Source organism: Sediminibacterium sp. (assembly GCF_019264485.1).
GTDB lineage: Bacteria > Bacteroidota > Bacteroidia > Chitinophagales > Chitinophagaceae > Sediminibacterium.
The window spans coordinates 145252-169188 of sequence record NZ_JAHVAA010000015.1; the positions used below are offsets into that span (position 1 = coordinate 145252).

The 23937-nt window shown below is 41.9% G+C and carries 27 protein-coding genes; 10 read left to right on the forward strand and 17 right to left on the reverse strand.

Translation table 11 applies throughout. The features are described from left to right. Nucleotides 1-97 precede the first annotated feature (97 nt). The 5 genes from KXJ59_RS15345 to KXJ59_RS15365 all read right to left on the reverse strand — a co-directional run bounded on the left by KXJ59_RS15345 (nt 98) and on the right by KXJ59_RS15365 (nt 3357). A complete protein-coding gene (locus KXJ59_RS15345; RefSeq protein WP_295206616.1) occupies nt 98-1309 on the reverse strand; it encodes a DUF1343 domain-containing protein in 1212 nt (403 codons plus the stop codon). 132 nt (nt 1310-1441) lie between these two features. Continuing rightward, nucleotides 1442-1837 (reverse strand): hypothetical protein, encoded by a 396-nt coding sequence (locus KXJ59_RS15350; RefSeq protein WP_295206619.1) that lies wholly within the window; start codon nt 1835-1837, stop codon nt 1442-1444. After that, complete coding sequence (locus KXJ59_RS15355) at nt 1834-2205, reverse strand: DUF1801 domain-containing protein (protein WP_295206621.1); 372 nt, start codon at nt 2203-2205, stop codon at nt 1834-1836. The genes KXJ59_RS15350 and KXJ59_RS15355 overlap by 4 nt, the downstream gene beginning before the upstream one ends. Then, on the reverse strand, nt 2198-2572 hold the full coding sequence (locus KXJ59_RS15360) for a DoxX family protein (protein ID WP_295206624.1): 375 nt from the start codon (nt 2570-2572) through the stop codon (nt 2198-2200). The genes KXJ59_RS15355 and KXJ59_RS15360 overlap by 8 nt, the downstream gene beginning before the upstream one ends. A 365-nt stretch (nt 2573-2937) precedes the next feature. Further along, nucleotides 2938-3357 (reverse strand): SRPBCC family protein, encoded by a 420-nt coding sequence (locus KXJ59_RS15365; protein ID WP_295206627.1) that lies wholly within the window; start codon nt 3355-3357, stop codon nt 2938-2940. A gap of 106 nt (nt 3358-3463) precedes the next feature. On the opposite strand from KXJ59_RS15365, the gene KXJ59_RS15370 reads away from it, so the two are divergent. The 3 genes from KXJ59_RS15370 (at nt 3464) to KXJ59_RS15380 (ending at nt 6199) form a co-directional block, all read left to right on the forward strand. Beyond that, a complete protein-coding gene (locus KXJ59_RS15370; protein ID WP_295206630.1) occupies nt 3464-4468 on the forward strand; it encodes a helix-turn-helix domain-containing protein in 1005 nt (334 codons plus the stop codon). Between the two features lie 189 nt (nt 4469-4657). After that, complete coding sequence (locus tag KXJ59_RS15375; RefSeq protein WP_295206632.1) at nt 4658-5158, forward strand: ferritin; 501 nt, start codon at nt 4658-4660, stop codon at nt 5156-5158. A 126-nt stretch (nt 5159-5284) separates the two neighbouring features. Further along, entirely contained in the window at nt 5285-6199 is a 915-nt protein-coding gene (locus tag KXJ59_RS15380; protein WP_295206635.1) for a hypothetical protein, read from the forward strand. A 117-nt stretch (nt 6200-6316) separates the two neighbouring features. Here KXJ59_RS15380 and KXJ59_RS15385 read toward each other — a convergent pair whose 3' ends face one another. Continuing rightward, complete coding sequence (locus KXJ59_RS15385; protein ID WP_295206638.1) at nt 6317-6823, reverse strand: GNAT family N-acetyltransferase; 507 nt, start codon at nt 6821-6823, stop codon at nt 6317-6319. Between the two features lie 94 nt (nt 6824-6917). On the opposite strand from KXJ59_RS15385, the gene KXJ59_RS15390 reads away from it, so the two are divergent. Continuing rightward, a complete protein-coding gene (locus tag KXJ59_RS15390) occupies nt 6918-7286 on the forward strand; it encodes a VOC family protein (protein WP_295206641.1) in 369 nt (122 codons plus the stop codon). A gap of 96 nt (nt 7287-7382) precedes the next feature. On the opposite strand, the gene rfbD is transcribed toward KXJ59_RS15390, so the two are convergent. From rfbD to KXJ59_RS15410, 4 genes are read right to left on the reverse strand one after another with little or no spacing between them, the layout of a single operon-like run. Further along, a complete protein-coding gene (gene rfbD, locus KXJ59_RS15395; RefSeq protein ID WP_295206644.1) occupies nt 7383-8255 on the reverse strand; it encodes a dTDP-4-dehydrorhamnose reductase in 873 nt (290 codons plus the stop codon). 4 nt (nt 8256-8259) lie between these two features. Next, on the reverse strand, nt 8260-9234 hold the full coding sequence (locus KXJ59_RS15400; protein ID WP_295206647.1) for a UDP-glucuronic acid decarboxylase family protein: 975 nt from the start codon (nt 9232-9234) through the stop codon (nt 8260-8262). Nucleotides 9235-9285: 51 nt separating this feature from the next. Continuing rightward, nucleotides 9286-10587 carry a UDP-glucose/GDP-mannose dehydrogenase family protein gene (locus KXJ59_RS15405; protein WP_295206650.1) on the reverse strand — a complete coding sequence of 434 codons (1302 nt, stop codon included), beginning with the start codon at nt 10585-10587 and terminating at the stop codon, nt 9286-9288. A gap of 3 nt (nt 10588-10590) precedes the next feature. After that, entirely contained in the window at nt 10591-11721 is a 1131-nt protein-coding gene (locus KXJ59_RS15410) for a DegT/DnrJ/EryC1/StrS family aminotransferase (protein ID WP_295206653.1), read from the reverse strand. Nucleotides 11722-11844: 123 nt separating this feature from the next. On the opposite strand from KXJ59_RS15410, the gene KXJ59_RS15415 reads away from it, so the two are divergent. Beyond that, on the forward strand, nt 11845-13101 hold the full coding sequence (locus KXJ59_RS15415; protein ID WP_295206655.1) for a glycosyltransferase N-terminal domain-containing protein: 1257 nt from the start codon (nt 11845-11847) through the stop codon (nt 13099-13101). On the opposite strand, the gene KXJ59_RS15420 is transcribed toward KXJ59_RS15415, so the two are convergent. Further along, nucleotides 13074-13784, reverse strand: coding sequence for a hypothetical protein (locus tag KXJ59_RS15420; RefSeq protein ID WP_295206659.1), 711 nt, complete (start codon nt 13782-13784; stop codon nt 13074-13076). The two genes, KXJ59_RS15415 and KXJ59_RS15420, sit on opposite strands and share 28 nt — an antisense overlap. An 86-nt stretch (nt 13785-13870) precedes the next feature. Here KXJ59_RS15420 and KXJ59_RS15425 point away from each other — a divergent pair, with 86 nt between their 5' ends. Together KXJ59_RS15425 and KXJ59_RS15430 are read left to right on the forward strand one after the other, a co-directional pair. Further along, nucleotides 13871-14452, forward strand: a complete 582-nt coding sequence (locus KXJ59_RS15425) for a thymidine kinase (protein ID WP_295206662.1) — start codon at nt 13871-13873, stop codon at nt 14450-14452. A gap of 59 nt (nt 14453-14511) precedes the next feature. Then, entirely contained in the window at nt 14512-15171 is a 660-nt protein-coding gene (locus KXJ59_RS15430) for a heme exporter protein CcmB (RefSeq protein WP_295206664.1), read from the forward strand. 78 nt (nt 15172-15249) lie between these two features. Here the strand turns inward: KXJ59_RS15430 and KXJ59_RS15435 are convergent, their stop codons facing one another. Then, nucleotides 15250-16020, reverse strand: a complete 771-nt coding sequence (locus KXJ59_RS15435; protein WP_295206667.1) for an AMP nucleosidase — start codon at nt 16018-16020, stop codon at nt 15250-15252. A gap of 87 nt (nt 16021-16107) precedes the next feature. On the opposite strand from KXJ59_RS15435, the gene KXJ59_RS15440 reads away from it, so the two are divergent. Further along, complete coding sequence (locus KXJ59_RS15440; protein ID WP_295206669.1) at nt 16108-16545, forward strand: type I restriction enzyme HsdR N-terminal domain-containing protein; 438 nt, start codon at nt 16108-16110, stop codon at nt 16543-16545. An 85-nt stretch (nt 16546-16630) separates the two neighbouring features. Here KXJ59_RS15440 and KXJ59_RS15445 read toward each other — a convergent pair whose 3' ends face one another. From KXJ59_RS15445 to ccsA, 3 genes are all read right to left on the reverse strand, one after another. Then, complete coding sequence (locus KXJ59_RS15445; protein ID WP_295206672.1) at nt 16631-18052, reverse strand: Glu/Leu/Phe/Val dehydrogenase; 1422 nt, start codon at nt 18050-18052, stop codon at nt 16631-16633. An 80-nt stretch (nt 18053-18132) separates the two neighbouring features. Then, nucleotides 18133-18348 carry a CcmD family protein gene (locus KXJ59_RS15450; protein ID WP_295206675.1) on the reverse strand — a complete coding sequence of 72 codons (216 nt, stop codon included), beginning with the start codon at nt 18346-18348 and terminating at the stop codon, nt 18133-18135. Further along, nucleotides 18341-19021 (reverse strand): cytochrome c biogenesis protein CcsA, encoded by a 681-nt coding sequence (gene ccsA / locus KXJ59_RS15455; protein ID WP_295206679.1) that lies wholly within the window; start codon nt 19019-19021, stop codon nt 18341-18343. The genes KXJ59_RS15450 and ccsA overlap by 8 nt, the downstream gene beginning before the upstream one ends. Before the next feature lie 177 nt (nt 19022-19198). Here ccsA and KXJ59_RS15460 point away from each other — a divergent pair, with 177 nt between their 5' ends. Both KXJ59_RS15460 and queA read left to right on the forward strand, forming a co-directional pair. Then, entirely contained in the window at nt 19199-20914 is a 1716-nt protein-coding gene (locus KXJ59_RS15460; protein WP_295206682.1) for an ABC transporter ATP-binding protein, read from the forward strand. 77 nt (nt 20915-20991) lie between these two features. Continuing rightward, complete coding sequence (queA, locus tag KXJ59_RS15465; RefSeq protein WP_133475510.1) at nt 20992-22041, forward strand: tRNA preQ1(34) S-adenosylmethionine ribosyltransferase-isomerase QueA; 1050 nt, start codon at nt 20992-20994, stop codon at nt 22039-22041. Between the two features lie 241 nt (nt 22042-22282). Here the strand turns inward: queA and KXJ59_RS15470 are convergent, their stop codons facing one another. Both KXJ59_RS15470 and KXJ59_RS15475 read right to left on the reverse strand, forming a co-directional pair. Then, nucleotides 22283-22786 carry a hypothetical protein gene (locus KXJ59_RS15470; RefSeq protein WP_295206685.1) on the reverse strand — a complete coding sequence of 168 codons (504 nt, stop codon included), beginning with the start codon at nt 22784-22786 and terminating at the stop codon, nt 22283-22285. A 1-nt stretch (nt 22787) separates the two neighbouring features. Next, complete coding sequence (locus KXJ59_RS15475; RefSeq protein WP_295206688.1) at nt 22788-23894, reverse strand: ABC transporter permease; 1107 nt, start codon at nt 23892-23894, stop codon at nt 22788-22790. Between the last annotated feature and the right edge of the window lie 43 nt (nt 23895-23937).

Below are 23937 nucleotides of genomic sequence, written 5' to 3' on the forward strand. Positions count from 1 at the left end.
TATCTTATAACTCAAGTTACTATTATACAGTGTTGGCAAATTTCTTAAACAGAAATTACCGCACTAAAAGGAAAAAACAATCCTGAGCGAACAAGTGCTAAGGATATAACAAATACTTTTTTCTCATTTCCTTATACGCACTCAATCCCGGCTCCCAGCTTTTACGGATTTCTTCTTCTGAAACGCCGTTTATTACCTGCTGTCTGAATTCACCCACACCTATCTGTATTTCTATTGAATTCATTTCTTTACTCAGTTTCTCAAAGAATTTCTCTTTGAAAGGATGTGCTTTGTACAATTCAATGATCCAGCTGATATTGATCTTTTTACTTTTTCTAAGTTTTTCTACATCGTAATTACGAAGATCGAGCCCATAACATTCCTGATCCATAAACAGCGGTGTTTCTGCCATGCCTTTGATGCTGGTGGGTGTATAGGAAAATGAATAAATACCTTTTAACTCCGGACTGCCCAATACAGTGAACGGATACATGGTACCACGTCCATGATTCAGGTACACCCCTTCGAACATACAGGTGGATGGATATAACATAATGGCCTGTTGCGTATTCAGGTTGGGCGAAGGTTTTACAGGCAATGTGTATGGCATGTCGTGATCGTAATTGGCAACAGGTATAATACGGAGATTACATGTTGCCTTATTGGCCAGCCAGCCTTCCCCATTGGCCATCTGTGCAAATTCACCCACCGTAAGTCCGTGCGACATAGGTATCGGGAACATTCCAATACCCGATTTGTATTTCATATCCAGTACCGGACCATCCACCAGATAGGCATTCGGATTGGGGCGATCGAGAATCAGCAATTCTTTTCCATTTTCCACGCAGGCATCCATCAACCGTACCAGTGCATTGATATTGGTATAAAAACGAACACCTACATCCTGTATATCGTAGATCATGATATCCACATCTGCCAGATCTTCTTTACTGGGTTTGTTTTTCTTTCCATAGAGTGAAATGATCGGAATACCCGTTGCCATATCTTTTTCATCTGATACTTCTACCCCTGCGCTTGCATTGCCACGAAACCCGTGTTCAGGGCCAAATACTTTTACAATATTCACCCCCAGTTTCTGCAGACTGTCTACCAGATGTATTTTACCAATAATGGTGGTAGGATTGGCGAGCATGGCCACTCTTTTACCTTTCAGCAAAGGCAGGTATTTAGCTGTTTGCTCGGCACCTGTGAGAATAGGCCTGGCAGTTTTTTCATCAGCTACGCCGGAAAATGACTGTACACAAATCATCATGCATAAGCAAACAAGCTGAAATATCCATTTCTTCATATGTGGCAATTGAACGATAAATATAAGTACAATTATAAAGTAGGCTTAGAATGAAGCATTTATTTATATAGCCACAGATTCACAGATTAGTTCGCGTAATCTGTGAATCTGTGGCTAATCAAATCCTGGCTATTAAATCGCAAACATCCAACGCACATCAAACCTGTCTACAATTTCCACAAGTGGCTCGGTGCTGCTGGTTAACACTGTGGTATGTTTATAATCGTAAAGCTGCTCTATATAACGGGTTCTTTCTTCATAGCTATTGCAGGCAATCAATACAGCCATATAATTACCTACCCGCCTTCCTTCATTATACACCAGATCGGACCCCTGTATAACCAGTTTGGGAGAATATAATACCGCTCTGATGACAGGTTGTGCTGAACACCCTTCTATATGTTGCGTAAATGCATCAATGACCAATTCTCCGCCGAAACAGGAATGATAAAGCATAAATGCTTCCCTGCAATCGCCACTGAATGTGAGAAAAATACCACTTCCTTTATGCGCTGTTGACATACTCATTTACCGCCTTTTAACTCATTCTCTTTTTTCCGGAACACAACCATACGCTTGATCATCTTTTCAGGAAGGGGTTGATCATTCGGAAATTGAATAGCTGCTTTACTTAGTTTATATCCTTGTAATTCTTCCCGAAACGTATCAAGAAATGCCTGGCTAAAAGGATGCGACAAGGTAATATGCTTTGCAAATGCGGCATAATAGATCAGGTAGCCCTTGTATTTAAAACAGGGTATCTGGTAACTGATACATTCTTCCACACCGGGTACTACTGCTTTAATCAGCGACCTGATCTTTTCCATTCGTACAACAACATCGCCACTGAAAGCTGCATGGTATTGGTCGATCGTCTGGTAATCTGTTTTAGCCATGTAGCTGTTTTTTGGGTTGATAGTAATACGATACAAAAAGAATGGCGCCTACTGCTACAGGCATAAGTATGAAGCCAATGTTACCATCTACTATGATATGACTGATTACTGCAAACAGGAGGTTGAAACTAAGTCCTGCATAGGCCCACTCTCTTAGTTTGGCTGGCAGTTTTGTGATGGCAATAGCTGCTGCTCCTAACACTTTGCAAATGATAAGTGTGTAGGCAAAATAATCGGGGTAACCCAGTGGTTTAGTGCCTGCATTAACATATTCCGGCATAAACAGCACGGTTGATAAGGGCATGAGACCTTCCCATAAAAGAATGATGATGGTGGCGATCCAGAAAATGATCTTGTTGCGTTTCATAATAATAATAAATTTGAATGTTTGGTTTAGGTGTCTTAATCGCAGCGCTTCTTCATTAAAAGCATCCCCTCCGTTTTCTTTTTTGTCTTGACACCCTCCAAAGGCGGACAAGCAAAAAAGAAACCTGCCTGACGGCAGACAGGCAAAAAAAGTCAAGGCGCCAGCAATAATGAATAACGAATATCCAACTCCCAACTTCGAAATTCAATATTGGATATTTCGCTGTTCTTCTGTTTTACAAGGCCAGGCATCATCCATTGCTTAACGCTTCATTACGAAAATTTCTTAACGCTTTTTTTCTAAGGCCGGAGGGCTAAGTCAATACAAAAAATCTTTGTGTGTATTTTATTTAATTTTCTTTCTCACTATTTATTGGTAACGTATTGAACGAAATTGTTCAGAATAGCCTGCCAGCCCTGTTGCTGTAGCTCTACCGGGTTTTCAGTTTCTGCATCAAATGTGCTGGTGATGGTAACAGTATTACCTGCTTCTTCAAAAAGGGTGGTGACCATTCTACCATCAGACATGGTGTAGGTGATTTCTTTGTGTAGCACTACTTTGTCATATACGCCACCAAAATCGAATCCGAAACTACCATCTCTGGCTTCCATTCTGTGTTTGAATGAACCGCCTTCACGCAGATCGTTTTCACTGGCAGGACAATGCCAGCTGGGATCAGCCGTGTTCCACTGCTTAATATCTTCAGGATTATTCCAGGCATCCCATACCTTCTGAACAGGTGCTTCTATGCTTGCTGATACGGTAACTTTTGTGTTGGTTGACATGTTATATGTTTTTATTGATTTAGTGATACAAAGATGCAAAGGGTTTTGCTGCGGGGTAATACGTGAAAACGACAAGTTGAAGGGTGTATTACGACAATCCTTACTTTTGAATAAGAACCCAATGCCTGCAGCCATGCGTATTTCTGTTTTTGTTCCGGAATATGGTGTCATTGAAGCCATTACTCCACCATTCAGGTCATTTCATACTGCCAATGAATTTCTTACCGCTTTTGGAAAAAAGGCGGTATTTGAAGTGGAATATGTTGGACTGAACAAGTATGTTACCGCCAATAATGGCGAGTACACCATAAAGACAGACCGGTTGCTGAAAGATGTTGAAACAACAGATCTGCTCATTATTCCGCCCACTTTTGGCGATACGGGCAGAGGTATTGCGGCCAATGCAGATGCCATTCCCTATTTCAAAGCACTGCATCAGAAAGGTGCCAGTTTGGCCAGTCTTTGTATTGGTGCTTTTTTACTGGCAGAAACGGGTTTACTGAATGGTAAAAAATGTTCTACTCATTGGGCCTATATCAATGAGTTCAGGGAGAAATATCCTGAAATAGCGGTAGAAGATGGTGCCATCATTACAGAGTACGACAATATTTACAGCAGTGGCGGTGCCAGTAGCTTATGGAATCTGGTGCTGTACCTGATAGAAAAATTCTCAGACAAAGAAACAGCCGTACTGATCTCCAAATATTTTGCACTGGATATTGGTCGCGACAGCCAGGCTCAGTTTGCCATTTTCAGAGGACAGCGTAACCATACTGATACCGAGATTCAGCAAGTGCAGGACTTCATTGAAAAAAATTATGAAGAGAAAGTAACCATCGAACAATTGGCCACCATCATCAATACCGGACGCAGAACTTTTGAAAGAAGGTTCAAACAGGCCACCAATAATTCTCCCATTGAATATTTACAACGTGTACGAATTGAAGCTGCCAAAAAACATTTTGAGCACTCCCGCAAAAATGTGAATGAAGTAATGTATGATGTTGGTTATACTGATACAAAAGCCTTCCGTGATATTTTCAAGAAACTAACGGGGCTTACGCCGATTGAGTACAGGAATCGATTTGTAAAAACCACAACTGAGATATAAATGGAACACAGATTTTCATGATGATGATGATCTGTCATGATAAATCATAAGGATCATGAAAATCCGTGTTCCATTCATCGTCGATTTATTGAAAACGTATTGATGGCAATAAAATAATTAAGCCACAGATTCATTCTCACACTTCATCAATTCTATTGATTAATCTTTGTATCTTCAAAGAAAAAAAATATGCTTAGTAAAACAATGGCCGAGGCCTTAAACAAACAGGTGCTGATGGAGGCCCAGAGTTCTCAGGCATACCTTGCCATGGGTAGCTGGGCAGAAATACAACCCGGATTAAAAGGTGTTACCTCTTTCTTCTTTAAACACAGTGAAGAAGAAAGAATGCATATGCTCAAACTCATTCACTATATCAACGAAAGAGGCGGCTTTGCCATAGTACCGGAACTCAAACAACCCACCCTCACTTTCGTATCGCTCAAGCAGGCTTTTGAGGAACTGTTAAAACACGAACTCGCTGTAAGTGCCAGCATCAATGACCTCGTGGATCGTGCCTTAAGTGAAAAAGATTATGCTACCCATAATTTCTTACAATGGTATGTAATGGAACAAATGGAAGAAGAAAAACTGGCCCGCGACTGCAATGACAAACTGGAAATGGTGGGCGATGACCGTAGTGGATTGTATTTATTTGACAGGGATATTATGACGATGGATATGGAGAAATAATAGCAGGAAGAAACAAGAAAGAAAAATACAGAGGGATATTTTAGCCACAGATTCGCAGATTATTGCGCTTTGTTATTTGGTGGTATTGTAGAAAGTTGGTTACTTTTTTTACTAAAATCATTTAATATGCCATTACTGCCTTTGAAAAACAAATGGATCGGCATTTGCTGTATCGCTTTTGGTTTTTCATTTACAGGTCTGCAGCCTAAAGCTACGGATACGCTTCTTTTCACCAGTTCAAGAGATGGTAACTGGGAAGTATATACAATGGATGCCGATGGTAATAACCAACACAACCTCAGTAACCATGCTGGTGCAGATTATGGTCTTGGCTGGTCGCCCGATGGCAGCTATATTCTTTTCTATAGTAATCGCGATGGCAATGAAGATATATGGCGGATGAACGCAGATGGCAGTAATCCTGTTAATCTTACCAAACATCCTGCCGGTGAACGCGCCGCTGCCTGGTCGCCCGATGGAAAAGAAATTGCTTTTATTACCGACCGTGACGGAGCTGAAAGAGAACTCTATCTCATGAATGCCGATGGCAGTAACCCACGCAGACTTACCTACAACAAAGCATACATAGAATGTCCTGTCTGGTTGAAAGATGGATCAGGTATTGTATTTACCATGATGGTGAACGATAAAACAGACAGCACCACTGTAAGTAACGGCGACCTGCACCTCATTAGCAAGGATGGGAAAAACTTAAAAAGACTTACACATAAAAAAGGATTTGATTCCGGCGTCTGCTTCTCTCCCGATTTTAAACGGATGGCATTTTATGGTCCAACAGAAACCAAATGGTATGATATCTTCCTGATGAATGCAGACGGAAGTAATATGATCAATCTCACCAATGATGCTACAGAAGATTATTCCCCTTCTTGGTCGCCTGATGGTGAGTGGGTTGCTTTTACTTCGGGCAGCAAGGGTAAATATGATGTGTGGCTGATGAACATCAACAGTAAAGAAAAGATTCAGCTAACCACTGCCCCAAAAAGAAATGAATCTCCCATATGGAAGCCTGTTAAATAATTTTTCCCCTGCGTAAACTCCGCGTTCTCTCGTTCTCTGCGGTGGAATTCCTCACGTCACCCTGACGAAGGAAGGGACCGCAGAGAACAAGAGGGTGCAGAGATTATCCGCAGAGCGTTAGGCTTCCAGTTCGAAGAGGCTTACTTTATCGAGTTTGTAATGATCGGGTAGTGTGCTGGTGTCTTTTAATTCAACCAATCCGAGAAAGCGGAAGCCGCTGTCCTGATAATGCTGAATGAGTTTCTGGTTCTCTCCTACTGTATCTAGCCGCACATATTTTTTTCCTTGTTCTTTTGCATACTGCTTTGCCCAATTCACAATTTCTTTTACTAAATGTCTGCCCCTGAATGCCGGCACTGTTGTGATGCGGTGAATATAAATAGATGGATCAGCATCTTTTTCCTCCCATATCTCCGGATCATTAAATGTGATGGCCCAGATACAGGCCAGTTCTCCATCAATCATTATTTTCCATTGACGGCCTTCTTCTATTTCTCTTATCACCATATTCCTGTCGAATTCGGGGAAGTGTACCCAGAATCTTTCTTTCATGTACTGGGCGGCCATTCTGTATAAACCGAAAATAGTATCAATATCTGCGAGGGTACTGTTCTGTATTTGCATGTCATAAAATTACAGTTCTCTTCATCGAATAATGCAACTGAATTGACAAACGGTTTTCTCCCGGATACAATTAACTTTATACAAACCTTATCACATGTCCACAATACTTCAGAATCATTATGTATTAGCCGTTCATGATCTTGATGTACACGCTGCATTTCTTGAAAAACTGGGGTTTAGTGTTGTAGATCGTCCTGATGGGTGGGTATTTCTTCAAAAAGACAATTGCATGATGATGTTCGGTGAATGTAAAGACGCGACAGCTCCTGCCGAACTCGGCGATCATAGTTATTTTGCTTATCTGCGGGTTGATGATGTTGATGCTTATTACAATGAGATCAAGAAAAACAATGTTCCCACTTTTGATGAGCCTTCTACCAAGCCATGGATGATGCGAGAATTCGCGTTACGTCTTCCTGAGGGGCACCGGTTAACTATTGGGCAGTGGATGGGTGGTGAATAATGGCTCTCTTACTTTAAAAGAAATGATGTTAGCCACAGATTCACAGATTAGAAAAAGTAATCTGTGAATCTGTGGCTAACTTATACTACACAATTTCTATGATTTAAGTTGTAAGATACATTCCTGCAGCGCCTCTTTCCAGTCACGCATCACAATTCCATAAGCTGTGCTTATTTTACTTGTATCCATTACCGAATAAGCAGGCCGTTTGGCAGGTGTTGGATATTCTGTGGTAGTTATTCCATTCACCATACAGGAGAGTGAAGCCTGTTGAGCAATTTCTCTGGCAAAATCGCTCCAGTTGGTAACTCCGGCATTGCTGTAATGAAATATGCCGTAGTGTTTATTTCCCTTTTCTAATTGATTAATGATCTGTAAGATTGCCGTAGCGAGGTCGCGCGCGTAGGTTGGCGAACCCACCTGGTCGGCAACTACGTTCAACGTATCGCGTTCTTTCATCAAACGCATCATGGTCTTCACAAAATTATTTCCATGTGAACTATACACCCAGGAGGTGCGGATTATAATAGTGGCCGGATTATTAGCCAGGGCTAATTGCTCTCCAACCTGTTTGGTATACCCATAATAATTTACCGGTTCAGTTGCATCCTCAGTAGCATAGGGTTTTACTCCTTTGCCATTGAATACATAGTCGGTAGAGATAGTGATGAAAGTTGCGCCCAGTTTGCTACAGGCATTGGCCATTACTCCTGTAGCCACCGCATTTACCTGATAAGCCAAAGGCTGTTCTGTTTCGGCTTTATCAACAGCCGTATAAGCTGCACAGTTAATAAAATAGGCTGGCCGGTATTGCTCTATACATTTTTGTATGGACTGACTATCGGAAAGATCAAGATCAGTTCTGTCTAAAAAAACAAAATCGAATTGCTGATGCCCATCAGCCAGTTGTGTGAGTTCCCAACCCAACTGTCCCTGTTTACCTGTAACGAGAATGAGTAGCTTTGACATATAATCAGTTAAACTCTTTGGGTTGTTTAGACCATTCTTCTTTGGGCAATGATTTAAAATAGTCGTAGGTTTTTTTCAATCCTTCCGCTCTATCGACAGTGGGTTCCCAACCCAGTATTTCTCTTGCTTTGGTAATATCGGGCCGGCGTTGTTTCGGATCATCCACCGGTAATGGTTTATGAATAATTTTTACCGAAGATCCGGTCAGCTTCAACACTTCTTCTGCAAAAGCGAGTAAGGTAATTTCATTGGGGTTTCCGATGTTTACCGGCAAAGCATAATCGCTCATCAATAACCTGTAAATACCTTCTACCAGATCGTCTACATAACAAAATGAACGGGTTTGACTACCATCTCCAAAAACAGTGAGGTCCTCTCCTCTCAATGCCTGTCCGATAAACGCCGGCAGAGCTCTTCCATCATTCAAACGCATACGCGGACCATATGTATTGAATATGCGGATGATTCTTGTTTCTACACCATGATAGGTATGATAAGCCATGGTGATGGATTCCATAAAACGCTTGGCTTCATCATACACTCCTCTCGGACCAACCGGATTTACATTACCCCAATACTCTTCTGTTTGCGGATGTACCAATGGATCACCATATACTTCACTTGTTGATGCCACAAGTATTCTTGCTTTTTTCTCTCTTGCCAGTCCGAGGCAATTATGTGTACCCAATGCTCCCACTTTAAGGGTTTGTATGGGAATTTTTAAATAATCAATCGGGCTGGCCGGTGAGGCAAAATGCAGGATATAATCCAGATGCCCGGGTACATGAATAAATTTAGTAACGTCGTGATGAAAGAATTCAAAATCGGGCAGGTTCATCAGGTGTTCGATATTTTTCATATCGCCTGTAATGAGGTTATCCATTCCAATTACATGATACCCTTCACGGATAAAACGATCGGAAAGATGAGAACCGAGAAATCCGGCAGCACCAGTAATGAGTATTCTTTTCTTTGACATAGTTTGTTGTTTTGGTCCATAGTTGATGGTCCATGGACCATGGTCTATTGACTATTTCCTCCCCACACTTTCATAATGATAGCCCATATCTGCCATCTGTTTTACATCGAAGAGATTTCGTCCGTCAAAAATGGCTTTGTGTTTCATGCGGGTTTCAATAGCTTCGAAATCAGGAGTGCGGAATTCGCTCCATTCAGTCGCAATAATTAATGCATCTGCATCTGTCAATGCATCATATTGATTATCGGCATATGCTATCTGGTCGCCCAATACCTGTTTTACATTGTTCATGGCTTCCGGATCAAATGCAGTAACCGTTGCACCCTTCTCCAATAACCTGCTGATCATTTCCAATGATGGCGCTTCTCTTATATCGTCTGTATTGGGTTTAAAAGCCAGTCCCCATACTGCCAGTTTTTTCCCTTTTAGGTCTTGTTGAAAATAACGGGTTATCTTTTCTACGAGATGTAGTTTTTGTGCGGTGTTGACTTCTTCTACTGATTTTAGTATTTTGAAATCGTACCCCGCCTCTTCTGCTGAACGTATTAATGCCTGTACATCTTTAGGGAAACAACTTCCTCCATAACCGATACCCGGAAAGAGGAAACGTTTGCCAATACGATCATCACTACCAATACCTCTGCGCACCATATCTACATCGGCACCCATTCTTTCACAGAGTTGTGCAATTTCATTCATGAATGAAATTTTGGTTGCAAGAAATGAGTTGGCGGCATATTTGGTGAGTTCAGCAGAGCGCTCATCCATATAAATAATCGGATTACCCTGGCGCACAAAAGGCGCAAAGAGGTCTCCCATAATTTTTCTTGCTCTTTCTGAGTCTGTTCCCACCACTACCCTGTCGGGTTTCATAAAATCATCAACAGCCACACCTTCGCGTAGAAATTCCGGGTTACTCACTACATCAAACTCGCCTTTATAATTAGCAGCGATGGCCTGCTTTACTTTATCTGCGGTACCTACCGGTACTGTGCTCTTGTCTACAATTACTTTATAACCGGTCAGTATTTTCCCCAGTTGGTCGGCCACTCCTAAAACATATTTCAGGTCGGCTGCTCCGTCAGCTCCGGGTGGTGTAGGTAATGCGAGGAAAATAATTTCCGCCTCCTGTATACCAGACTGTAAATCTGTGGTAAACTTTAACCTGCCTTCTTTCAGGTTGCGCAAGAAAATTTTCTCCAACCCCGGTTCATATATCGTAATCTCTCCGTTTGATAAACGATCTACTTTCGACTGGTCAATATCCACGCAATACACTTTGTTACCGGTTTCTGCAAAACAGGTTCCGGTTACAAGGCCAACATATCCCGTTCCAACAACTGCAATCTTCATTCCTTACTGATTTACATAATTTAAAACATGTTGTGTAATATACTCCAATTGATCTGCATCCATTTCGGTATGCACCGGTAACGATATTACCCGCTCGGTTAACCAATCCGTTGTTTGCAGGTTATAAGCAGGCAGGTTAAATGTGTTGAACATGTCCTGTCTGTGTCCCGGAACCGGATAATAGATCATGGATGGAATTTTATGTTCAGACAAATAGGCTACAAGTCCGTCTCTGTTTACTCCATTCAATAACATCGTGTACTGGTGGTACACATGCTTGCTGTAAGGAGCTACATATGGAGTGGTAATTTTTTCATTGCCTGCAAAAGCATCATTGTAATAAGCTGCCACCGACTGGCGTGCTGCATTGTAGGTATCCAGTTTTTTGAGTTTGATGTTCAGTATGGCTGCCTGTATACTATCGAGTCTGGAATTGCATCCCACCACTTCATGATAGTATCTTTTCTGCTGTCCATGATTGGCTACCATTTTGAGTTGTTGCGCAAGTGCATCGTCATTGGTAAAAATGGCCCCGCCATCGCCGTATGCCCCTAAGTTTTTACTGGGATAAAAAGAAGTGGCGCCAATGGTTCCAATGGTACCGGCTTTTTTAACCGTACCATCGGAGAATGTATAATCGCAACCAATTGCCTGTGCGTTGTCTTCAATTACATAGAGGTTATGCTCTTTTGCTATCTGCATAATTTCTTCCATAGGCGCGGCGTGACCATACAAATGCACCGGAACAATAGCTTTTGTTTTTGGTGTGATGGCTTTACGCATTGCCTGTGGGTCCATACAGAAAGTTTTGGGATCCACTTCCACAAAAACAGGAGTTAATCGTAAAAGTGCCACTACTTCTGTGGTGGCGATATAGGTGAAAGATGGTGTAATCACTTCATCACCCGGTTGCAGCCCCAAAGCCATCATGGCTATCTGCAATGCATCGGTTCCGTTTGCACAGGGTATGGTATGTTTTACACCCATGTATTCACTTAACCCCGCAGCAAAATCCTGAACAGCTTTACCATTGATATAGGCTGCAGAATTTAATACTTCCTGGATAGCTGCATCTACTTCCGGTTTAATCTGTTCATACTGCCGTTTTGTATCTACCATCTGTATGGGTCGCATGTTTTCTAACCTTTAGGGTGCAAAATTACTGTAAAAAAGCTCATTTTATTATCCCGGCAATCAATCAATGAATTGGTTTACAAGAAGTTTAAGTTGTTATTTTGTGGTAATAAAATACTGCCATTGCGTTTACTGTACCGAATATTCGTCTGGATTTACCCCAAAGCCGCATGGTTATTGTCTTTTTATAACCCCAAGGCTAAACTTTGGGTAAATGGAAGGAAACAACAGTTTCGCAAACTCTCCATGATTTTTCATACCAACCAGCAACCTGTGGTATGGATGCATTGTTCTTCATTAGGCGAATTTGAACAGGGCAAACCTGTTCTGGAATCCATACGGCAGCAATACCCACAGTATTTTATCCTGATCAGTTTTTTTTCACCTTCGGGCTATGAGATCAGAAAACATGATACAGTGGCCGATTATGTTTGTTACCTGCCCATGGACCGCCCCTATAATGCCAGCCGTTTTTTAAATATTGTTCAGCCATCGCTGGTATTTTTTGTGAAGTATGAATTCTGGTTTTATTACCTCGATGAAATCAGGCAAAGGAATATTCCGTTACTGCTTGTGTCGGGTATTTTCAGACCTGATCAAGCTTTTTTTAAATGGTATGGAAAATTTTATCGCGGCATGCTCCAGAAATTTTCACACCTGTTTTTACAAAACAAAGAATCGTATGCGCTGCTGCAACAGCTTGAACTATCACAGGATTATTCCGTTGCGGGCGATACACGTTTTGACCGCGTATTACAAATTGCCGGAAGGTTTGAACCGCTTCCGCTGATTGCCTCTTTCTGTGGTAGTCATCCGGTGATTGTTGCGGGAAGTACCTGGACTGATGATGATGAAGCACTGGATCATTTTGCAAATACGTATACTGATATTCGCTTTATCATTGCACCGCATGATATTGATGAAGACCGACTGAAAGAGTGTGAGCATCTTTATCAGCATAGCATCCGCTATTCAGCTTTGGTGGCACAACCTGATGCAGCCATGAACAGAAATGTACTCATCATGGATAATATGGGTATGCTGAGTAAACTGTATCATTATGCCACGATAGCTTATATAGGTGGTGGTTTTGGAGACGACGGCATTCATAATGCACTTGAAGCTGCTGTATTTGGCAAGCCTGTTGTGTTCGGACCAGTTTATGATAAATACCAGGAAGCCATTGATCTTGTGGATACAGGTGCCGCTTTTAGTATAGAAGATGCTTTGGAGCTGGAAGAACAATTGAAAGAATTATTATCCAATCAAACCCTGTTAAAACAATCAGGAAGGATTGCAGGAGATTATGTAAGGGAACAGGCAGGTGCAACAGCAATGATACTCCACTATATTCAGGCAAACCGTCTTCTTACCAACTGATCGAATAATTTGGCAGTTTCGCATTGATCACCCCATCCGAGTTTTACTTTCAGTTCTCTTTCAATCCAGTATTGCGCTTCAGGATAAATGGTAAATCCATTAATGGTTTTCATACTTCTCTCATACATACTCTCATCGCCACGGAACAACTCATTTACAAAAAGATAGCGATCGTTGATGCCTACTGCTTTCTTTAAATCGCGCACCGGTGCGCTTTGTAATACAGTTGCTACTTCTACTCTTTCTTCTTTTAACCTCTCATTTAATTCGGGGTGTTCATGTTGTGCCACCAGTAGTTCATTCAATTCATACACTTCTTTCTGAACCTGTACAGGCTGGTGTACCATGGTAGGAATTTCAACAGGTATATTCATCATCCATGGAATGACTTCCTCCAGTTTTTCTGTTGGAGTGGCTTCCGGAACAGGTTCAGGTTCAACCAGGGCTGTTATAGCAGGTGTAAATTCTTTTTCAGCTTCGGCTTCATGGGGGGTAACATGACCATTAGCAAAAGAAGAGGGCATGGTAACAGAAACCTTGCTTTTTATGGGTGAGGGTTGCTGCTGCAGTACCGTTTGTAATTCGGCCAGCAATAGGCGTGTATTGACCAGCAGTTTGGCTGGATCAGCTTCCTGCTCAAACTGTTCTTTCAGTTTATTGATTAACGTGCCTACTCTTTCCATAGTATGTAATACATTTGGGGGCTTACTAAATAAGGGGCAGGGTTGTTTAAAGTTACTAACGTTTTATTTAATAATTTATTTCATTCATGTTCATTGAGCCAAATTTAACAGGTGAGCGAAGAGGCTGGATTGAAGTGATTTGCGGCAGTATGTTCAGTGGCAAGACCGAAGAACTCATCCGCAGGCTGAAAAGAGCCAAAATTGCCAACCTGAAGGTAGAGATATATAAACCTGCCATTGATGTTCGCTACGATGAAACACAGGTGGTGAGTCATGATGCCAACAGTATACAGAGTACACCCATTGAGAACTCCCAGACCATTTTGCTGATGGCACAGGATGTAGATGTGGTAGGTATTGATGAAGCCCAGTTTTTCGATGCAGAAATTATGCATGTTTGTGAAATGCTGGCCCTGAGAGGTACCCGCGTTATTGTTGCAGGTCTTGACATGGATTACCTGGGCAGACCCTTCGGACAGATGCCCAATTTACTGGCCATTGCAGATTATATTACCAAACTGCACGCCATTTGCATGAAATGCGGCAATATTGCCAATGTTTCTTACCGGAAAGTAGCAGGTGATGGACAAGTGTTACTGGGAGAAAAAGAAACTTACGAACCCCGTTGCCGTAAATGTTACCATGAAATGAGCCACAACAAAAGTTAATACAACCCGGAATGTTAAAGGGCGAATTCCATGTGACAAAAACCAATAGAAATGCACACATGAAAAGTAGCAACACCATACTTGCACTGGTTAAAAAAGACCTCCTGCTGGAAATGCGCCAGCAATACACGCTGTATGGAATACTCCTCTATGTAGCTTCTACTATTTTCGTGGTTTACTTATCCATGGGGCAACCTGATGATGCTGTATGGAACGGTTTATTCTGGGTGATTCAACTTTTTGTTTGTGTAAATGCAGTTGCCAAAAGTTTTCTTGCTGAAGGGCGTGGCAGGATGTTATATTTCTATTCGATTGCCGGACCTGTTGATTTTGTACTCGCCAAACTTATTTTCAACCTACTGCTGATGCTGGTGATGAGTTTACTTAGCCTGCTAGTATTCTCATTACTGCTTGGAAACCCTTTACAAAACTTTCTGAAGTTTACGGGTATTGTGTGTTTGGGGGGTGTTAGCCTCAGTCTTGTATTTACTTTCCTGGCCGCCATTGCCGCAAAAGCACAGCAACAATCGGCCATGATGGCCATCATGGGTTTCCCATTGATTATTCCCCAGTTATTATTGCTGATGAAAATTTCCGGAACAGGTTTCTCCGATGTAATACAAGCCGGCTGGTGGCAGATGGTATTCCTGCTTGCAGGACTGGATATACTTGTAATTGCGCTGGCAGTGATATTGTTTCCTTTTTTGTGGAAAGATTGAGATGATGGCAGACATTAGATGTCAGATAGCAGATTTATTTGAAATAAATATCTGACATCTGCGATCTGACATCTCCTATCAAAACCTCAGGTGCCTCACCGTTTGCCCTTTATTGATGAGTTGTTTGAGTGAGTCGATACCTATTTTCAGGTGTTTTTCAACATAATCAGCTGTTACTTTTTTATCACTGGCTTCTGTTTTTACTCCGTCTGGAATCATGGGCTGATCGCTTACGAGTAAGAGTGCACCGGTTGGTATTTTATTATAAAAGCCTACCGTAAAAATGGTAGCCGTTTCCATGTCGATGGCGTAGGCCCGTACTTTGGTGAGATAGGCTTTAAACTCATCATCATGTTCCCATACCCTTCTGTTGGTGGTGTATACCGTACCCGTCCAGTAATCTACTTTATAATCACGTATGGTGGTGGATATGGCTTTCTGCAATGCAAACGCCGGCATGGCCGGCACTTCCGGCGGGAAATAGTCGTTAGAAGTTCCCTCTCCCCTGATAGCAGCAATTGGCAATATAAGATCGCCTAACTTATTTCTTCTTTTCAAACCACCACATTTCCCGAGAAATAATACCGCTTCAGGAGCAATTGCCGTGAGTAAATCCATAATGGTGGCGGCACCCGGACTTCCCATTCCAAAATTAATAATGGTAATTCCGTTGGCGGTAGCGCATTGCATGGGCCTGTCGGTTCCTATCACTTTCACCTTGTTCCATTTTGCGAACATGGTTACATAGTTGCCGAAATTGGTCAGCAAAATGTATTTCCCGAAATTTTCCAGTTTCTCGCCTGTATAGCGTGGTAACCAGTTGTTCACAATTTCTGTTTTCGTCTTCATAACATAACTATTTTGGTCTGCTTGCCCGGTATCTTTGAACAAGTTAATTGGCTAAAATACAAAAAATCAATTCCGCCTGCAAGCATTATGATCAAAATAACCTACCCTTCTTACCCCTATAAAATAGAAATGAAAGATGGCAAGGAACATATTTTTGATCCGCTGCGTAAAAAATGGGTGCGACTTACCCCGGAGGAATGGGTACGTCAAAATTTCCTGCAGTACCTGCTTCAGGTAAAGCAATACCCCGCCTCACTGATTGCCGTAGAGAAAGAGATTATAGTGGGTGAATTGAAGAAGCGTTTTGATATACTGGTGTATAAAAATGACCTGCCCTGGTTATTGATAGAATGTAAAGAGATGAATATTCCTGTTGAAGAAGCTGTATTTCATCAGCTTTTAAGATACCAGTCTGCATTGCAGGCAAGCCATATTATCATCACTAACGGTAATGAAACAAAAGGCTGGACAACAAAAGAACAAGGAATTATTCACCTCGATTCGATTCCGGATTACGACAACTAATATACGATATACATAAAAAAGGGAAGCAATGCTTCCCTTTTCTTTTATCATCTTTCGGACTTTCCGACTTTGGTCTCGCGGACTATTATGGGAAAATACCCAGTTCGGCATAAGATGTACCTACTTTATTGATGGCACATACATAAGCGGCAGTTCGCATATCGGGAATATCAGGATTGTTTTTCCAAATCTCCATGATCTCGCGTGTTGCAGTAATCATGGTTTCTTCGAGACCACTGTGAACGAGGTCTACTTCTTCCGGTCCATGGAGAATAAAGGTACGCTCACTATCGGTTACTTTTTTACCGGTGAGTTCTTCAATCTGTCCGAGAATATGGTTGTTCATATTTTCAGTAAAGCGTTTTTCCATACGACCATAGCGAACATGGCTCAGGTTTTTCAACCACTCAAAATAAGATACGGTTACCCCACCTGCATTCAGGTACATATCGGGTACTACCAGTATTCCTTTGGCTGAAAATATTTCATCTGCTTCTGGCGTTAAAGGTCCGTTGGCAGCTTCCCCAATAATCTTTGCTTTTACGCGTGGTGCGTTCTCGCCATTAATAACATTTTCAAGTGCAGCAGGAATCAGGATATCACATTCCAGCTCCAGGGCATCTGTGCTTTTAGCAAGGTTGGTAGCACCTGGGAAATTCAGGATAGAACCTGTTTTCTTTCTGTGCTGAAACACTTCTTCTTCATTCAATCCAGCGGCATTAAAAATAGCGCCTTCATATTCTGCAATGGCTACTACTTTTGAACCTGCTTCACGGAAGAATTTAGCAGAATGATATCCCACATTACCTAATCCCTGTACTACTACCGTTTTACCTACAACGCCTACTGTAAGCCCCAGTTTCTGCATTACATCGGGCATATTACATACTTCACGGATACCGAAAAAAACACCCAGTCCGGTTGCTTCTTTTCTTCCACGTACACCACCCTGTGTTACTGGTTTACCTGTTACACAACCTGCAGCATCAATTTCTCCGGGTTTTAAAGAAGCATAGGTATCAACAATCCATGCCATTTCACGTTCGCCGGTTCCATAATCAGGTGCAGGGACATCGATACCAGGTCCTATAAAATTTTTCTTCACGAGTTCAGCCGTGTAACGACGCGTAATTTTCTCCAGTTCATAAGTACTATGGCTACGTGGATTGATTTTAATACCGCCCTTACCACCACCAAATGGCACATTCACAATAGCGCATTTGTAGGTCATGAGCGAAGCAAGTGCCATCACTTCATCCTGGTTCACTTCTTCACTGAAACGGATACCTCCTTTACAGGGCGACTTATGCTGCGAATGCTGCACACGGTATGCTTCAATTACTTCTATACGGCCATCATCCATTTTTACCGGGAATCGCATGCTGTATATACTGTTACAGGCTTTGATCTGTTCAAGCAAACCCTTCTCCCAGTTGGTAAATTTGGCCGCTTTATCAAAACTTCTCTCAACACTCTGAAAGAAGCTATACGGTTTGTGTTCTGACATGAGCTAATCGTTTTTGTTTTTGACGTTTATTGTATAGCAGATAGTCGATAGACCATAGTCCATGGACCATGGTCTATTGACTATTTGCTTTTCTCCAGTTTACTGATCTTACGGTCGAGGCTTGCTACATAGATGAAGAGTCCGGCAACAATGGTAATTACCACCGCCATGACTACATAAATCTTTCCGTTACTTCTCATGATATCTGTTTCTGCTGCTACTTCCTGTGCCGAAGCTGAGGTGGTAAGAAATAATGCGAACAGTATAAAACTTATTCTCTGCAGTAATTTATTCATGGGTTAATCTTTGTTCTTTAATGATTTCGTAACGAATACGCAGTGTGCTGATCCACACACCTAATAAAGTCCAGCCAATTACTGCAGGATAAAATACAGACCGCATATTAGAGTCCATATCTTTTCCATTCAATCCAGGGTTTCCCTCACTGCCTTCTCCGCCGGGGTGTAATGATTCTGTTAAACGGGGTAATATCCAGAGTGTGGGGAAGAGCATGAAAAAAGCGAAAATATTGTACACAGCACCTATTCTTGCTTTCTTCTCTTCGTCATTCATACTACCACGTAATACAAAATAGGCGAGATAGATAAGCATTGCAATAGCGGCTCCATTTTGTTTGGGATCTCCACTCCATGGACTCCCCCATTGGTAATTGGCCCAGATGGCACCGGTAGCCAGACCAAGAAAACCAAAAATAGTACCCGTAATAGCAAAAGCTACTGAATAATGATCATGAATGGGTTTACTGCCCCTCAGGTATTTAATGGCATATACCACTGATACGCCAAGAAGAATCATCATGGCAAACCACATGGGTACATGAAAAAAGAAATTGCGGATCGATTCCTGTAACCTGTCGTCCAGTTTTGGTATTTCTACCAGGAATCCATACGAGCAGACATACATCAGTAACAGAAAGGATAATATCTTCCACCAGGCTTTTCGAATCATGATCGGTTTTTTACAGTTTCCATACACACCAGCCAAACTAACAACTGTTTGGCGCAAAATTAGGTGAAAGCCCTTCAATAAATGCCAGTATCTGCTAAAATAATCTATGCACAACAATTGGTGAATTTTGTGGGCCAGCGGCAGAATCGATAAATCAAACTTATCTTGTGACTGCCTATGCCTTCACCCGTTTTATCTATCCGCAATCTTTGTGTAGATTTTACATCTTCCTCCGGTAATCAGCGGGCTATTGACAGTTTGAATCTCGATTTAAATAAAAGTGAAATATTGGCCATTGTGGGTGAATCGGGTTCAGGGAAATCGGTTACAGCCCTTTCTATATTGCGGCTATTATCCGGTTCCGGGGTCAGTTATCCATCTGGCCAGCTTCTTTTTTATGACGAAAACAAAGAAACAGACCTGCTTAGGCTGCCGGAAGAAGAGCTGCAACAGATTCGTGGACAAAAGATTGCCATGATCTTTCAGGAGCCCATGACGGCACTGAATCCGGTATTTACCTGTGGCGACCAGGTAGCAGAAGCCATTCGCCAGCACTATGATCTGGATGAAAAAGCGGTCAGGGAGAAAGTAGTGGCACTTTTTAAACAGGTGCAATTACCCCATCCTGAAAAAATTGGTTTGAGGTACCCCCATCAGCTTAGCGGCGGACAAAAACAAAGGGTGATGATTGCTATGGCCATGAGTTGTAATCCATCATTACTCATTTGCGATGAACCTACCACCGCATTGGATGTTACGGTTCAGAAAAACATACTCCGACTCATTAAAGAATTGCAGTTAGCGCACCAGATGGCTGTTATTTTTATTACACATGACCTGGGTGTGGTAGCAGAAATAGCAGACCGTGTAGCTGTTTTATACCGTGGTAAATTATTGGAAGAAGGAAAGGTTCAACAAATATTTCAACAGCCGGCACATCCATATACAAAAGCATTACTGGCCTGCAGACCTTTATTGCATCCAAAAGGAAAAAGATTACCCGTAGTGAGTGATTTTATGGATGAACATCTCGCAGAGAAAAAATGGGCTCCACCCGAACAGCCTGTCAGTAAACCTGTTTCATCAACAATGAATCAACCCCTGCTCGAAGTAAAAGATCTCTGTGTATGGTATCCGGTGAGGAAAAATTTTCTCGGCAAACCAGTTGAATTCATGAAAGCGGTTGACAGGGTAAGTTTTACAGTTCAGGAAGGTGAAACTTTAGGGCTGGTGGGTGAATCGGGCTGCGGGAAAACCACCATTGGCAGAGCCATACTCGGACTTAACCCAGTAACATCGGGCACCATTCATTATAAAGGACATGATCTTACGCATGCTACTACCAGACAAAGAATGCCCTTTCGCCGCGATATGCAGTTGATTTTCCAGGACCCCTATTCTTCGCTTAATCCACGCATAACCATTGGCGAAGCCATTGGGGAACCTTTGCTGGTGCATGGGCTGGTAAAAAATCAGCAGGAGAAAAAAGACTGTGTAATTGATTTACTTGAAAAAGTACAACTGGGTGCTGCTCATTATCATCGATACCCTCATGAATTCAGTGGCGGACAAAGACAAAGGATCGTAATTGCCCGTGCACTGGCGCTGAAGCCTTCGTTTATTGTATGCGATGAAAGCGTTTCGGCACTGGATGTAAGTGTTCAGGCACAGGTGTTGAATTTATTAAACGACCTGAAACAGGCTTTTTCGTTTACTGCTATTTTTATTTCGCATGACCTGTCTGTGGTAAAATATATCAGCGACCGGATTATGGTAATGAAAGCCGGAAAGATTGAGGAAAGCGGGCCCGCAGAAACTGTTTATTATCAACCCAAAAAAGAATATACCCGGCAACTGATAGCTGCTATTCCGGGTATAAGCACCAGTACCTAGGTCGTTTCTTGCTTATTGCACCAAAAACGGCAAAAAATCCGTACCTTTGCCGACTTCATAAAAAATCATGCCGTAACATGAAATTATCTCAATTTAAGTTCGATTTACCCCTTAACCTTATTGCACAAAACCCTACCAAAAGAAGAGAAGACAGTCGACTGATGGTAGTTGACCGTAAAAGCGGTCACATGGAAAACAAACATTTTCGTGATATCCTCGAATATTACGATGACAAAGATGTGTTTGTAGTAAATAACACCAAAGTGTTTCCTGCCCGTATGTATGGAAGGAAAGAAAAAACAGGTGCCAAGATTGAAGTGTTTTTGTTGCGTGAGCTGAACAAGCCCAATCGTTTATGGGATGTAATTGTTGATCCCGCAAGAAAAATTCGTGTAGGAAACAAACTCTATTTTGGCGACAACGAGGAACTGGTAGCAGAAGTAATTGACAATACCACCAGCCGCGGTCGTACCATTCGTTTTTTATGGGATGATGATGATGAGAGTTTCAAAAAAATGCTGGAATTTCTGGGCGAAACACCTCTTCCCAAATACATTAAACGTAAACCAGATGAGGAAGACAAAGAACGTTACCAGACTGTTTATGCCAAGCATGAAGGTGCTGTAGCAGCTCCTACTGCCGGTTTGCATTTCAGCAAGGAACTTATTAAACGTTGCGAAATACTGGGTATTCGTTTTGCAGAAGTAACACTGCATACAGGTTTGGGTACTTTCCGTCCTATTGAAGTGGAAGACCTGAGCAAACATAAAATGGATGCAGAATACTATGCCATTTCTGAAGAAGCCTGTAAAATTGTAAACAAAGCCAAAGAAGGCGGTCATCGCATCTGTTCCATCGGTACTACTACCATGCGTGCCATGGAAAGCAGTTTTACTGCCCAGAAATTACTGAAGCCAAGTGAAGGATGGACCAACCATTTTATTCACCCACCTTATAATTTTAATGTGGCCGATAGCCTGGTTACCAATTTCCACCTGCCAAAAACAAGTCTGTTGATTATGACCTGTGCTTTTGCCGGTTATGACCTGGCCATGGAAGCTTATAAGAAAGCCATTAAAGACAAGTATCGTTTCTTCAGTTATGGTGATGCATTACTGATCATCTGATGAAGAAATAACAATAGCTTTTAAATGAGAAAGCCATCCCACCTTAGGCGGGATGGCTTTTTTCATTTAACAACCAACAACTCCCATATACCCTATAAGAAGTTGTCAAAACTGAATCTAACGTTCACCTAAACTAACAAACATTAGTTGTAATACAGGTATAAAACTGCAACTATTTTTTTAAAAACGCAAATAACCGCAGTTATTTTTTAAATAATAGGGATAAAATGGCAAAATAACTCTACAAATTGCCTGTTTGAGCCTCTACGTATTGGCGGAGTTTCTCCAGATTCTTCTCCATCATGGGTCCGAGTATCTTATCATTCATCATCGTTCCCAGCTTTTCCCAGGGTAACCAGCCTACAGATTGTTCAAACTGCCACTGTACAATGGTCAGGTTTTCACTTTGCCCACCAATGAGTTGTATGGTGCTTACCTGCTTTTTATTCCTCTGGCTGATCCATTCACTCACTACCATGGTATCAGTTAGTTTTACAATACGCACTTCACTCTTTCCTATCGAAGCCTCATTTGCTGAACGTATATGTACAGAGGCGTCATTCATACCTTCCACCCAGTTTTTCCAGTGTGCTAAACTGTTTAATTCGGTCATTATTTTTCCGGCAGGGGCTTTTATATTCACTGCTCTCGATACCAATACCTTTGGTGGCAATAAAGCACCAATACCGGTAGCCAGTGCAAAAAGACAGACCAGACTTATCGCTGCAAGTTTCAGCAACTTCATATTATTCCCATTTAAAGGTTTTAAACGCTACTGCATAAACAACTACGGTCCATGCACCCAATATCATCAGTTCTTTTCCACAGGCAGATAAAGCCGCTCCCTCAAAAGCAATACTACGCATGGCATTATTGAAATGCGTAAGAGGCAATATTCTGCACAAAGGCTGTAACCAGGAAGGGAAAGCATCAATAGAAAAAAAAGTGCCTGCCAGCAAAAACTGGGGTAATGTAATAAGATTGGCTAATGGAGGAATACTGCTTTCGTTTTTTGCCAGACTGCTTACAATAAAACCAAAACCCATAAACAATATCAGCGCAATAAAACTGAGCAACATAATGGTTAGAAAAGTTTCAACACCATTAACCAGTGTAAACTTAAAAGCATAATGCCCTACCCCGATGATGATGATAGCTGTCATCATCTGAAAGATCACACGACTCAGTGCTTCGCCCAGAACAATATAAGGTCTGCGTATAGGTGTAGCATAAAACCGTTTGAGTACGAGTTGCTGGCGCAGATTAAAAAACAAAAATGCCACACCAAATACACCAGCGCTTAATAAAGAAAAACCCAATTGTCCGGGTAAAATAAAATCAATGGTCCGGTAAATACGCCCCGGAATTTTTTCTATCCGGCTATTCACCATTGCAATGGTTGGCGTATTACTGTATGTCTGCTGGTTGATTCCTGCTATAACAGCATTCAGTATGGATTGCAAGACCTGCAGGTTCTGCGGATTTACCGCCTCCGAGCTGGAGATATCAATGCTGTATGGTGGATTTTCAACCCCCGATTTCCGGATATTAATCATAGCAGTTACCCTGCCTTTTTCCAGGTCTTCTTTTAAAGCCTGTCCAGATTTGTCGACGATGCGTATGCCTGCAATTTTTTTAAGTGCAGGGTAAACAGGATTGAGCGTATCTGTATTGGCCGCAAAAGCAATACTCAGCGATACCCGGCTCCCTCCCCCAATAAAACCAAAAACAAGGATAAAAATCAAAGGGAATGCAATGCTGAAAAGAACTGCCGATGGACTGCGAAAAACGGCTTTAAGGCTCCCTTTGGTTATGGCCAGCATGGCGCGTAACTGGCTGTATTGTACAGGCATACGATTTTACTTGTAAAACAAAGCTATCCTATTCTACAGGAAG